We start from the raw sequence: 13,466 nt of genomic DNA on the forward strand, positions 1-13,466 counted from the left end.
AGTCATTAAGTAGTCGGAAAAAAGTCAAATTAACTGTTGCAATAGGGTTGAGGCAACAGGGAATCACTGGAACAGAAGGACTGTTGGCAATTTTACAAAAGTTAATACGTCCAGCTACTTAGTTAGTCATTAGTCATTAGTTGTTTGTTATTAGTCATTTTGTTATTAGTTGTTTGTCATTAGTCATGACAGTCGTTACTTGTATGTCATTAGTAGCTGCCAGTATATTCTGGTTAGTCACTTTGGACAAAGGACAAAACCGACAAAGGACAAAACCGACAAAGGACAAAACCGACAAAGGATAAAACCGACAAAGGACAAAACCGACAAAGGATAAAACCGACAAAGGACAAAGGACAAAGGACTTTGGACAAAGGACAACTGACTATGGTCACACTGACCCTCTTAGATCCGTTAAGCCCCACTCCAGTGCAGCAGTGGAGCTTTCAGAGCAAATCTACGATTCGCATTGGTCGTGCTCCTGATAATGATGTGATTGTCGATGACCCGATCGTGTCACGACATCACCTGGAACTCAGGGCTAGTGCTTCCCCATCGGGTCCGATGTGGCAGTTGGTCAATCAGGGTGCCAATGGCACCTTCCTAAATGGTGTCTTGATTTCCCAGGGGGTGCTGCCGGAAAAGGCTCTGATTCAGCTAGCCCAGAAAGGTCCACTGCTGCAATTCCAAGTTCAAACCCAGCAACTACCTGCCCTAGCACCCAAGCCCTTGGCTGAAACTACTAAGCCATGCCAACACCAAGGCAATGCACCAGGTAATTTGTTCTGTATTCACTGTGGTCAACCCTTGGTGCCAGTCGAGCGAGTCATTCGCAACTACCATGTTTTGCGAACCTTGGGACAGGGGGGAATGGGAACCACTTATCTTGCCTGGGACAAAGTTAACAGCAAAGATGGATACCCACTCCTACTAGTACTCAAGGAAATGAATGCTGATATGGCTCAAATTTCCAAGGCTCAAGAACTGTTTGAACGAGAGGCTCGCACCCTGAAAACCCTGAATCATCCCGGAATTCCCCAGTATTACGACTTTTTTGTGGAAGGGGGTAAAAAATACTTAGCAATGGCTCTGATTCACGGTGAGGATTTAGAAAAACGTGTCTTGAGCACTGGACCAGTCATCTTGCCCCAGGCAGTAGAGTGGATGATTCAAACTTGCGATATCTTAGACTACATCCACGATCGGCAGCCGCCTCTAATCCACCGAGACGTTAAGCCGGCGAATTTGATGGTACGCCATCGAGATAACCGAATTGTCATGTTGGATTTCGGTGCTGTTAAAGAAATTGGCACTATACCAGGTACACGGATTGGAGCGGAAGGATATAGCGCTCCTGAACAAGACCGAGGTCAGCCTTGCACTCAATCGGATCTTTACGCCATTGGCCCAACTTTAATCTTTCTGCTCACCGGGGAAGCGCCTCTAAAGTATTATCAAAGGCGTAGTTCAGGATATCGGTTTGATGTATCAAGCGTTCCCACTGTTACTCCCCAATTAAGGAAAGTGATTGAGCGGGTTTGTCAACCAAGGGCTTGCGATCGCTACCAAACGGCAAAAGAACTTATGCAGGCTTTGGTTGCTTGTATTTAGGAGTCGGCGTCTTAGAATATGAGCAGAAATTTCACGGGCAGAATTTGGCGTAGTAGGCTAGTGATTAGGATAAGGAAAATCAGGGAATAAAGAAAGTATATACTCACCATACCGGCAGGTATTCCTGATCCATGACCAAGCTCCACCGATTGAAGCTTGGACGCCAAACGGAAGCGAAAGAACTCAGATCAAGTCCGGTTAATTACTTCTGACAATGGTTGATCCCCGTTGATCGCCTTTTGAAAATTGTTAATAGCTAATTGTTAATAGCTAATTTTCAATAGCTAATTAACCACTGACAACTTTCAATTCTCAATTTTCATTCTTACGAACAAAACAAATAGATGCCCGCTTCCCTTGCCGCGAGGGATTGCTCGCGGCCTAGGGTCGCACATGATGAGATATATAAGTACTTAACCTCAAATTGGATCAGATCATTCTTCGTCCCAGGCTTCCACAGCTAGTAAGTCACTGATCGGGTCTTGCATGGTAAACCCGAATTCAGTCAGTTCCTGTTTCCAGTAGGACCATTCATCCCCATAGAGCAGGGCAATTTTCCAAAGGCTGTCACTGGGTTTAATAATTTTGGATTCCGCCAGTGAACGCACATGGCGTTGCAACTTCACCATCGGGTGAGTAACTGTTTGAGTCATACTCTAAAATCTCTAAAATTCTGTTGTTAGATTGGCTTTTGCGAATACCTGAACTACAATGCTTCCCCTTTGCGGTAATGCGCCGATCTGTAGAGTTTTGTACGGCAAGGAAGCCCCTCTATACTCTTTTAGCGCAATTGGATGCATTTAAGCAAGTCCGATTTGGGTAAATGTACGGGAATCCCTACTTTAACGCGAACCATGGACACGTAGTCAGGTTATGATAGTAGATAGAGCCCAAGCAAGTTAGAGGCAATTACAGCAGTTTTTCCATGACCCAACCAGCACACCTTGCCCCCTATGGTTCCTGGAAATCCCCTATTAGCGCTGACATGATTGTTCAAGGCAGCGTTCGGTTGGGCAGCATTGCCCTTGATCAAAAGGATGTTTACTGGATTGAAGGGCGACCTGCAGAAGCTGGACGCAATGTAATCGTGCGACGCACCCCTGATGGCAAAAGTGTTGATCTGACTCCCGAGCCCTTCAATGCTCGGACTCGGGTTAACGAGTATGGTGGTGCTGCTTTTGCTGTTAAGGATGGCACAATTTACTTCTCTAATTTTGCTGACCAACGTCTGTACCAACAAACCCCAAACTCCAAACCCCAACCCCTAACCCCCATAGCTCACTGGCGCTATGGTGATGGGGTAATTGACCAGCAAAGGGGACGTATAATCTGTGTGGGAGAAAACCACAGGGTGGATGGGGAACCAGTCAATACCTTGGTTAGCATCAGCCTAGAAAATGGTGAAGATATTCAAGTGCTAGCCTCTGGCTGTGACTTTTACTCCTCGCCGCGCCTAAGTCCAGATTCCTCTAAACTCGCGTGGCTAAGCTGGAATCATCCCAATATGCCCTGGGATGGTACTCAACTCTGGGTAGCTCCAATCTTAACCGATGGTTCTATAGGTGTTGCAGAAGCTATTGCTGGTGGGGTAGATGAGTCGGTATTTCAGCCAGAGTGGTCACCAGATGGTGTCCTTTACTTTGTTTGCGATCGCACTAATTGGTGGAATCTCTACCGCTGGCAACCAACCCAAGGGGAAATCGAACCCCTGTGTGAAATGGAAGCCGAGTTTGGACTACCCCAATGGGTCTTTGGGATGTCTACTTATGGCTTCGATGGTGCCAATAGAATCATATGTACCTATACTCAGGCAGGAAACTGGCATTTAGCTAGTATTGACCTAAAAACGAAGCAGCGCTCCGACATTGCTACACCATACACCAGTATTGCAGACCTAAAGGTAACTGATAATCAAGCGGTTTTTATCGCTGGTTCCGTAACAGAAGCAAGCGCTATTGTTCAGTGGGACTTGACAAATGGACAAATCAATGTATTGAGGAAGTCGAGTGAGTTAGCTATCGATACTGGCTATCTATCGCGGCCTCAAGCGATCGCATTTCCGACAACTAATGGACTGACCGCCTATGGTTTCTTCTACCCACCACAAAACAAAGACTACACTGCACCAAAGTCCGAAAAACCACCCCTAATTGTTAAAAGCCACGGTGGACCTACGGCAGCGACTTCCAGTGCGTTTAACCTAAAAATTCAATACTGGACCTCTCGTGGTTTTGCCATGCTAGATGTCAACTATGGTGGGAGTACTGGCTATGGGCGGGACTATCGTCAGCGCCTGAAAAACAACTGGGGGATTGTAGATGTTGAGGACTGCACCAATGGCGCGCAATACCTAGCTGAGCAAGGACTAGTTGATAGTGAGCGACTGGCGATTGCTGGAGGCAGTGCAGGGGGGTATACAACTCTAGCTGCTCTGACATTCCGAGATGTGTTTAAAGCTGGCGCTAGCTACTACGGTATCAGTGATTTGGAGGTACTAGCCAAGGATACCCACAAATTTGAGTCCCGGTATCTAGATGGCTTGATCGGTCCTTATCCAGAACGTAAAGATTTATATCAACAGCGATCGCCTATTCATTTCACAGACCAACTGTCGTGTCCTGTAATTTTCTTCCAGGGGCTAGAAGACAAGGTAGTTCCTCCTAGTCAAGCAGAAATGATGGTGGCAGCTTTGAAGGCTAAGGGGTTACCTGTAGCCTATGTCACCTATGAAGGGGAGCAACACGGTTTTCGTAAAGCTGAAACGATTAAACGGACTCTGGAAGGGGAGTTGTATTTTTACTCCCGGGTATTTGGATTTGAGCTAGCAGAGGCGATAGAACCTCTAACTATCTATAATTATTAGTCATTATTGAATTACGTTAATCTGTAGACATGGCTCAAGACCTGCGAAGTAAGCCAATGTCGCTATTTGTCTATTGGTTTCGATACTATTTTTCACCATAAACTGATCAACCATGACTAGGCAGGAAAGAAAATCAATAACCAGTGAGTTACAAACTCAGGCAATCATCCTCGGTGGATGGGTCGCTCTGATGTGGATTGTAGAGCTGGTGGATATATTCATTTTTGGAAGGAAACTTGATCTATATGGCATCCTCCCCCGTAACCCGATTGGGCTGCGGGGTATTTTATTTGCCCCTTTTCTCCACGGCGGTTTTTCTCATCTGATTTCCAACACTATACCTTTTCTTGTCCTAGGCTGGTTTGTAATGTTGCAAGAAACTAGCGACTTTTTCGTCGTTACCACCATCACCATGCTGGTGGGTGGTCTTGGGGTTTGGCTGTTGGGCGCTCCCAATTCAGTTCACATTGGGGCAAGTGTGCTGATCTTTGGCTATCTAGGTTTTCTGCTATTTAGAGGCTTCTTTGAAAGAAACCTACCCTCAATTTTTCTATCAATTATAGTCGGCTTCCTCTATGGTGGTTTAGTTTGGGGTGTCTTACCCTCACAGCCCCATGTATCTTGGCAAGGACATTTATTTGGTTTTATCGGCGGTATCCTAGCCGCACGTCTACTGGCAAAGCGTAAACTCTCTTCGTAGTGCTAAGTTTTGACTACTCAGTGTGAAAATAGAACCAGACAGACTTTGTGGGTCCCCAACAGATTTAAACTATCTGTCTGCTGGTGTGAGTAATATGTTTTGAGTAGAACTAGAGAAACTTTTATCAACAATTATGCGTTCACGTAGTGTATCCAAAGGAGAATCGCAGGGATTGTCGCTCCTTGGGTCAATTCTGAAAACCCAGTGTGAGTGCAAGGTGTCACAGTCTCAATCTTCTAGGTATAACTTTTACGTATAACCAACAAAGAACGAAAATTTTTTCCCTACGAACGCACTCACCACGCTCAAGCTTGATGATCAGACCATAGAGGAAATGGCTCAAAAACAAAAATTCCCTCATCTTGTGGGTTCAAAATGGACAGCTAAACAGAAAACTTGGGGCTGGCGGCATTTCCAAGTGGTCAATCGTAAAAACCAAGGAAAGTGGGTGTTTGCTGAAATGGTGGCTTCTTGTGACCCGAATGTCCGTTTTTGGCTAAATGCTAAACAGCTTAAAGATCCTGGCTTGTGGCAAGCAGGCTGGAAATCTTTAGCCGAAATCGAAAGCGAAGAGTAACCAATCCCCGTTGATATGGTATCAACGGGGATTTTGATTCAAAATCTCATAAAAATCTGCCTGATCTGGCGATATGCCTATCTCCCGATCAATCTTCAAGATTGATGGATATTCAACTGGACTTGATATAACAGAGAACTTTTATCCCCATGCATAAATCCCACAAGCTTCCAGTTTGCCCTTACCAAACCCCTACTCGGTCAAGGCGAAATCCTTGGTGCAGAGGATTAAAAGTCTTGGCTGTAAGCTAATAGTAATAGGTTTTAGGTATTTTTTCTGGTTAGTGATGCGGCTCAAGATGTTTAACACACAAGGGTTCCGGTTCACAGCAGCATCTGATTGATAAGATAAATGGCACGCTCCTTGAATTCAAGGCAAGCTGGTAATTGTTTATGGTTCATTGTTTATTGTTTATTTGAGTTTTATTGCCATGGATGGAATCAATAAAGCAGAAATGCGGGAAAGACTGGGAAATCTTGAGAAGATACGTGATATAATAATAGGTTCTAAGCTGCGAGAGTATGATACTCGCTTCACGAAGATAGAGTCTGACTTATCCATGTGGCAGCAGGAAATACGCGATCGCGTTGAGCAGATCAAAACGACTCTGTCGAAAGAAATAGCTGCTGCGGTAGATGCCCTCGAAAAAAAAATAAGTAATCTTAGTTTAACTGCAGCCGAAGAGAGGAATGAGATTCAGGAGCGGGTTGAGCTGCTCAACAAAAAGTTTTCTAAGAGTATTGAGGTGCTTGATGAGACAGTCTACAAGCAGTCAAGCTCCCTAAAGAAGGAACTTTTGGAAACTAAAGAACAGCATCAGCAAGATGTGATCAATCTCAGAAAGCAGATCTTGGCAGAGCTGGAAACTAAATTTGCACAGTTCAAAGATGCCAAAGCCTCGAAAGCAGATCTCGGAGACATGTTGTTAGAGTTGGGTTTGAGGCTCAAAGGGACTGAATTGGTTCCAGCACTCAAAGAAGCTAGTGATCGGTTCTCTGGTTTACCACAGACCAAAGGTCATAATGCTACGGTTACTGATAAAACTGCTACTAATAATAATCATGATGACGAGCATCTCCAGTTAATCAAGCAAACTCAGACTTTGGAATAGACTTGGCACAGTCCTGCAATGCCAGCGACAAAAATTAACTTGATTTTCTCTAGATATTAGTTTTAAATCAAGGTGCGTTCGCTGATTTTTGCAAAAGGTTAAATAGTAACGGATAGCCACCAGTGGCATTTTCAAACCAAAATCCGGCTGAGAAGCATCAGCCGGAAAATTCTATTTCAGACTCAATTGAGGTCAATTCAAGCACAGAAGACGAGTTGAAGGATTTGCTGAATTTACTCGCTGACCTCAAAATTATTGATCAGACGGATAAACCTAGCCAACACCCTAAATCTGAGCAGCAAGGGATAACCTCTGATCAGGGAAACACTATTGAACAATCCGATTCATCCGGTGACCTTGAGGTTCCAGCTATTGAACCTCAAACTGGCCTTGGCAGTAGTAGCCTCCACGGGGTTCAGGAGAAAGAAGCATTAGCTCAAGAAAGGGATCAACCCCAATCCTTCGGTGTCAAAGTTTTTCCCGATCAGAACCCATCACCACAGCTTCCTACACCAAAGGAGCATCTGCCGCAAATGCCTCAACATCCCGAAGATCCAGTATTAGCTGAGAATTTAGTCCAATCCGAAGCCACAGAAACTAATCAAGACCTGCCATCAGAGTCTGCTCGGGACACCTCCCAGGAATTAGACACCTTGGCTGAGATTTTGCAAGAACTGGTGATATCTCCAGAAATGTCACAGTTTCGTGACCAGATAGAAACCCTAGCCCAAAGACAAGGCAGGCTTGAGCATCAGATTGATCAACCTCAAGAATTGATTAATCTATTGCTACCAGTGATGGCTAAGCTGCTGAATCTCACGGTAGCTCAGTTCAGTACCTCGGTGACCGATTCCCTGACTCCCATCATTGATGAAGTCATTGGCCACAGAACTCAACAGGATAAAGAGGGTGTGGGAGAAGCGATCGCTCCCGCAGTTCCAATAGCTATTTCCTCCTGCATCGAGAAGTGCCCAGAGGAAGTTGGGTTTGCGATCGCACCAGAAATGGCAGTAGCTATCCGGCAACAGATTACACTTAAGCCAGACGCGATTGGAAAAGCGATCGCACCAGAAATGGCAGTAGCTATCCGGCAACAGATTACACTTGAGCGAGACGCGATTGGAAAAGCGATCGCACCAGAAATGGCAGTAGCTATCCGGCAACAGATTACACTTAAGCGAGACGCGATTGGAAAAGCGATCGGACCAGAAATGGCAGCAGCTATCCGGGAACAGATTAGACATGAGCGAGACGCCATGGTACGTGCTCTGTATCCGGTCATTGGCAGTACCATTTCCAAATACTTAGCAGAAGAAATCCGAGCTATCAATGATAAGGTGGAAAATGCCCTCAGCATTGAAGGAATGATGCGTAAGATTCGCGCTAAGGTGCAGGGGGTTTCTGAAGCGGAACTGCTGTTTCGGGAGGTGATGCTGTTTCGGGCGCGAGCTATCTTTTTGATTCATAAAGACTCTGGTTTAGTGATTGCTGAGGTACAACCCTCTGACAGCCAGCATCTAGAGTCAGATATGGTAGCAGGGATGCTCACCGCTATCCGTAGCTTTGTCAATGACTGTATCGCTCAGTCTGGGGATGTGGCAGAAATCGATGCTATTGACTATGGTACATCCAAGATAATACTGGAAGTAGAGGGATATTGCTATCTGGCGGTGGTAGTTGAAGGGGAACCCACCCAACAATTCATTCATGAGTTGCGGGAAAGTCTAGAAACTATTGTTACCCATTATGGTAAACCGATCAGGTCTTTTGATGGGGATACTACAACTATCCCGGTGGGAGTCAAGGGAATTTTAGAAAATTTATTAGATCAATCCGTTAGTCAAGGGCGTCGTGATACTCAGGAAAATCGGAAAAAAGGCAAGAAACCGCCAGGCTTATTGGTGCTTGGCTTGGGGCTTCTGGGTTTAATCGCTGTATTTGGGGGAATTTATCAGCATAGGGCTAGAATAAACCGTCGCATTGAGCAAAAAACTCAACTTGCCCTCGCCTATTATGCCCCAGAAGTGGTTGATTATGGTTTAACAGTTAAAGCCCATCGCCAGATACTAAAGCTAGCTGGACAGCTACCGAATCAGGCTATGCGCTCAAACGTCGAGCAAATTGCCAAAGCTGCGGCTCCTAAATTAAAGTTGGATAATCGAATTGAGGTGATCGAACTCCCCTATACTCATGAGTTAACCAAAGCTCAAGTCCAACGGGTGAGCAACACCTTGAATCAAATGGATGGGGTAGTAATTTTAGCCTACTATACAGAAGGCAGGGTCACAGTAAACGGAGCCGTACTTTATGCTCAGGATTTTCCTAAGATTATCCAAGCTTTTGAGAACATTCCTGGTGTCAAGTCGGTCGAGAACAATTTACAACTCCAAGGATTAGACCTTACCAGCCGGATCTACTTTGATCTGGGTTCAGCCAAGTTGAAACCAGAGGATATAGGCACTAAAATCCGATTAATTAAGGAATTCCTGGAGCGCTATCCTCAAAAGCACCTGAGGATAATCGGCTACGCTGATCCTAGGGATAAACTTACCGAAAATCAGGGATTGGCTCAAAAACGAGCCCAAAAGGTAAAAAATGTGCTTGTTCAGCAAGGCATTGATCCAGAGCGACTGCAAGTGCGTGGGGTTGGCAAACGACCGCCAGATGTTGATGCTAGTCAACCGCTGTGGTTAAATCGATGTGTCGTATTTGATCAGTTTACCGAGAAACCCAATTGAAAGCGCCTTTGGTTGAGCCAGGAGATAACAACAAGTTATGGACTTTATTCCTTTGTTTATTAAATCTGGAATCAGGAGGTGAGCCAACTACTGCAATAGATCACTAATGCTAAAACTATACTGCTGTCTGGGAACATACGGTCGGTGATCAATAGGTGTTCAAGTCCGCTGAAGAAATCATACCGTAAACCTGTTCAGATGTGGAGCCACGCCCATCTCTTAACAACTGTTTACAATCCCCGAGAGTTCAAACCAGTTGTCAGCAACCAGTAACAATGTCCACTATTGATCGAAAAATTTGCCTAGTTGGAGACTTTGGTGTGGGCAAAACTAGCCTAATCCGCCGATTTGTGGAGGGTGTGTTTAGCGACCAATATCTTTCAACAGTTGGAGTGAAAATTTCCCGCAAAATCCTAAAATTTAAGGATGACACCCGATCAGAACTGCTGGATCTAAAATTGATGATTTGGGATTTAGAAGGTCATACTAAATTTAAGGGAATTTCACCAACATATTTAAAAGGAGCTCAGGGTGCAATTATTGTTGCTGATGTAACTCGCATTGAAACCATTGAGCACATTGTTCATCATATCGATCTGTTTTTATCCATCAATCCCAAAGGGGTGATTATTACTGCCTTAAATAAATCCGACTTAGTTGATCAAGAAAAACTGGAGCAATTGAAACAGATATTACAGAAAAAAACTGCCCAGCAAGACCAAGTCATAGCGAATTATTATACCTCAGCTAAAACCGGGTTATACGTCGATGACATATTTCAGGAATTAGGTTGCGGAACGCTTCAACAGGAATAATTAGTTATATATAGTTATATATAATAGTGCTTCTCATAGCTATGAGGTACACAATATTTTTTCCCAGATCCGCTGTTCCCTGTTACCTATTGACTAAAATCCAAAATTAAAATCCAAAATCTATATCACCTATTTTAGAAATGCTATATATCTTTATATATATAGCACAGTAGCTGGTCTACCTATGCTTAGTCAACTACTGAGTCAACAGGTCACATAATCCCACACACTGTGTCAAGTCTCCGGGACCAAGCCCTGGAAAAAAATCTAACATCCAACATCCAACATCCAACATTCAAAATCGAATGACGCCCCTCTATTGTAGTAAAGGACATGAGAATCCCAATGGCAATAAGTTTTGCCGGGTTTGTGGCGAGATGCTGCCATCCTTAGCCAAAACCTTTGACACTGGGAAGATTCTGGGTGGTCGCTACCGCATCGTCCGGGAGTTGGGACACGGAGGTTTTGGACGCACCTATTTAGCTCAAGACCTTAACCGCTTTAATGAACCTTGTGTGCTAAAAGAATTTGCCCCCCAAGTTCAAGGTAACCACGCCTTACAAAAAGCAGAAGAACTATTTGAGCGGGAAGCGGGAGTTCTTTATCGACTGCAACACCCTCAAATTCCTCAATTTCGTGAGTTGTTTCAGGTACAACAACAGGACAAAGGCACCCTATTGTTGGTTCAGGACTATGTGGAGGGGCAAACCTACCGCGCTCTACTGGAGGCTCGCCGACCTCAGGGACTCCGGTTTAGTGAAGCAGAAGTGACTCAACTGCTGATCCAAATCCTGCCAGTGTTGGAATATATCCATTTTATGAGGGTGATTCATCGGGATATCTCTCCCGATAATCTGATTTTGCGCAGTACCGATGGTTTACCAGTGCTGATTGACTTTGGCGGTGTCAAAGAGGTAGCAGCAAATGTGGCATCGAAGTTCCTAGGGTCAAAGGTGGCTGGTCAAAATAAGCCGATAATAACTCGGTTGGGTAAAGTTGGTTATGCTCCCCCAGAGCAGATGCAAGGAGGAAGTGTTTTTCCCCACAGTGACCTCTATGCTCTAGGGGCAACTATATTAGTATTAGTGACTGGTCAGGAACCCCAGCAGATAATTGACCCCAATACCCTGACCTGGAACTGGCGGCAAGAGATCAGCCTTAGCCCTACCCTAGGTCGTATCATCGATAAAATGCTTCAACCGAGACCAGGGGAACGGTACCAAAATGCCAAAGAAGTGCTGCGAGACCTCACCACTCACCTTCAATTTGCCAGTGACCCGCAATCAGCTCCATCACCCCCTCAGACTAAACCGACTTTAGCAGTTGCCCCTGGTTCCAAGCCAGTAGCGGTTAACCAGCCAGCAAGGCCAGCTACCGGAAGACCATTAACCACTTTTACGAACAATACCGTTTTAGACTGGCTTGGCAAGGTGGTTTTGGTATCTGTCTTAGCTGCTGCTGTATTTGGCTTTACCTTCTGGGCAACCAATTGGTGGTTCACCTTCCGCCCAATATCTGAGCGGGAACCCTCACCAAAGGAATCACCCATCGAACCGGACATAAAGCCACCCGACTGGTTTACCAAGAACGAGGAAAACCGCAAGAAATTGCTAGATCAGCGTCGTGGCAATTTGGAGATTAACGAAAAGTTCTACATTGAGTTAGTCAATGAGGCGTTTTGGGACAAGTACCCAAATCAAGAAAAACGACAGCTAGGCAATGGATCACAGGATGCTCCGTTAAGAGAAGAGTGGGATAAGCTGGCATTTGAGCTATTGACCCGGATTGAGTTGCTCAATTTGAGTCGGACGGCACGGGGAAGGTTGGGAAGCTATGGCCCAGCAGATTTAACTCGCTGGAAGCAGGAAGTGAATAAGGTGCGCCTTTCTAGCCGTGCAGCTTATGATATTGCAGATTCTAAATTCTTTCATAAGTTTCCCGATCAGCGGGGTCAGAAGTTTATCGATAAGTCTATTGGTCAGGTGTGGCAAGGAATTGTTGGGGATACGATCAAAGCGTTGACATCAGGAAAATCCCTACAGCGCATTGAGTTTGCTGCTGGCGGAGTTCAACAAGTCAATGGAACCCTCCAGCCAGGAGACGGACAAGCGTTTACTGCTAAACTTTCTGCTGGTCAAGTCATGGAAGTGAGACTGGCTACCGATGTAAATGCCTTGTTTTCCGTTTATGCTCCGAGCCGTAAGACGACCCCCCTATTAGAAGACTCAACCAAACGCGACTGGATCGGGGAGCTGCCAGCATCTGGTTTCTATGAGTTTGTGGTAGTTTCTCAAGCTTCTGAACCGATTAATTATCGACTTAACTTTAGGGTTGAAGATTAGTGATTGGTCATTGGTGATTAGTCTAGCAATGGAAGTATAGTTTAGGTCCTGGCGGGGGGACAATCTAATATCATGTTCGGTTGAATACTTACACGCTTGCGTCCTATCGAAGGCAGAAGGCAGCTATGCTGAAGGCAGAAGGAAAGCAGTAAGGTTTAATCGGAGATGGTTTTTTATCACTAATTATCCCAACATGATATTAATTTTATTGATTTTTATGTTATTTTTTATGGTCAATACTGAATTAAAATCAAGGATATTTATATAGAATTAATAAGCAAATTTATTTTCAGTATAATTATAATTAATTATAATCTAAAAAAACTTACAACTTTATCTAATATAATTTCCAAATAATTCCGTTAATTAATAAAAATCTCCCCATCTCCCCATCAACCCCCATTTATACCAAATCCTGTTCCCATACCCCCCTTATCCGCATAGCCATAGATTCATGGCATACAAAGATTTGGTCGATTTTTATAAAGGGGTTTTGACAAACGGATTTGGTATTACAATGTAAAGCCGTGACAGCTTAACCCGTCTCTTGAGCGATCGCAACGTAAGCATATGCGCTACGCGCACGCTGCGCGAACAGCAGTCAGCGGTCAGCGGTGAGCTTTTAGCTCACGCGTGCGCGTCTCACGGGGTGACAAGCACCCAGAACCTAAGAGAGGAGGGGCTTTGTACCAATTAACCCTGGTGAAAA

General features: G+C 44.8%; 9 protein-coding genes. 8 read left to right on the forward strand and 1 reads right to left on the reverse strand.

All coding sequences use genetic code 11. The features are described 5' to 3' along the window. Positions 1-387: 387 nt before the first annotated feature. Positions 388-1,611 carry a protein kinase domain-containing protein gene (locus tag BJP34_RS05945; RefSeq protein ID WP_070391547.1) on the forward strand — a complete coding sequence of 408 codons (1,224 nt, stop codon included), beginning with the start codon at positions 388-390 and terminating at the stop codon, positions 1,609-1,611. Between the two features lie 434 nt (positions 1,612-2,045). On the opposite strand, the gene BJP34_RS05950 is transcribed toward BJP34_RS05945, so the two are convergent. Beyond that, positions 2,046-2,264 carry a DUF4327 family protein gene (locus tag BJP34_RS05950; protein ID WP_008181701.1) on the reverse strand — a complete coding sequence of 73 codons (219 nt, stop codon included), beginning with the start codon at positions 2,262-2,264 and terminating at the stop codon, positions 2,046-2,048. 272 nt (positions 2,265-2,536) lie between these two features. Here BJP34_RS05950 and BJP34_RS05955 point away from each other — a divergent pair, with 272 nt between their 5' ends. The 7 genes from BJP34_RS05955 (at position 2,537) to BJP34_RS05985 (ending at position 12,757) form a co-directional block, all read left to right on the forward strand. Further along, positions 2,537-4,474: a S9 family peptidase gene (locus BJP34_RS05955; protein WP_070391548.1), complete on the forward strand. Its 1,938-nt coding sequence runs from the start codon at positions 2,537-2,539 to the stop codon at positions 4,472-4,474. A gap of 112 nt (positions 4,475-4,586) precedes the next feature. Beyond that, the gene (locus tag BJP34_RS05960; RefSeq protein WP_070391549.1) at positions 4,587-5,174 is read left to right on the forward strand and encodes a rhomboid family intramembrane serine protease; all 588 of its coding nucleotides are present in this window, start codon (positions 4,587-4,589) and stop codon (positions 5,172-5,174) included. 334 nt (positions 5,175-5,508) lie between these two features. Further along, positions 5,509-5,751, forward strand: coding sequence for a TIGR02450 family Trp-rich protein (locus BJP34_RS05965; RefSeq protein ID WP_008181697.1), 243 nt, complete (start codon positions 5,509-5,511; stop codon positions 5,749-5,751). Positions 5,752-6,151: 400 nt separating this feature from the next. After that, positions 6,152-6,862 (forward strand): hypothetical protein, encoded by a 711-nt coding sequence (locus BJP34_RS05970; protein WP_229424265.1) that lies wholly within the window; start codon positions 6,152-6,154, stop codon positions 6,860-6,862. A 122-nt stretch (positions 6,863-6,984) separates the two neighbouring features. Continuing rightward, positions 6,985-9,600, forward strand: a complete 2,616-nt coding sequence (locus BJP34_RS05975; protein ID WP_083305025.1) for an OmpA family protein — start codon at positions 6,985-6,987, stop codon at positions 9,598-9,600. Between the two features lie 275 nt (positions 9,601-9,875). Further along, the gene (locus BJP34_RS05980; protein ID WP_070391550.1) at positions 9,876-10,415 is read left to right on the forward strand and encodes a Rab family GTPase; all 540 of its coding nucleotides are present in this window, start codon (positions 9,876-9,878) and stop codon (positions 10,413-10,415) included. A 305-nt stretch (positions 10,416-10,720) separates the two neighbouring features. Further along, the gene (locus tag BJP34_RS05985) at positions 10,721-12,757 is read left to right on the forward strand and encodes a serine/threonine-protein kinase (RefSeq protein WP_229424266.1); all 2,037 of its coding nucleotides are present in this window, start codon (positions 10,721-10,723) and stop codon (positions 12,755-12,757) included. Positions 12,758-13,466: the final 709 nt, after the last annotated feature.

The organism is Moorena producens PAL-8-15-08-1 (genome assembly GCF_001767235.1).
Lineage (GTDB): Bacteria > Cyanobacteriota > Cyanobacteriia > Cyanobacteriales > Coleofasciculaceae > Moorena > Moorena producens_A.

Excerpts from the sequence above, each read along its gene's own strand:
- BJP34_RS05950 (WP_008181701.1), bottom strand. The coding sequence starts at position 2,264 with ATGACTCAAACAGTTACTCACCCGATGGTGAAGTTGCAACGCCATGTG.
- BJP34_RS05985 (WP_229424266.1), top strand. The coding sequence starts at position 10,721 with ATGACGCCCCTCTATTGTAGTAAAGGACATGAGAATCCCAATGGCAAT.
- BJP34_RS05965 (WP_008181697.1), top strand. The coding sequence starts at position 5,509 with ATGGCTCAAAAACAAAAATTCCCTCATCTTGTGGGTTCAAAATGGACA.
- BJP34_RS05980 (WP_070391550.1), top strand. The coding sequence starts at position 9,876 with ATGTCCACTATTGATCGAAAAATTTGCCTAGTTGGAGACTTTGGTGTG.
- BJP34_RS05945 (WP_070391547.1), top strand. The coding sequence starts at position 388 with ATGGTCACACTGACCCTCTTAGATCCGTTAAGCCCCACTCCAGTGCAG.
- BJP34_RS05960 (WP_070391549.1), top strand. The coding sequence starts at position 4,587 with ATGACTAGGCAGGAAAGAAAATCAATAACCAGTGAGTTACAAACTCAG.
- BJP34_RS05955 (WP_070391548.1), top strand. The coding sequence starts at position 2,537 with ATGACCCAACCAGCACACCTTGCCCCCTATGGTTCCTGGAAATCCCCT.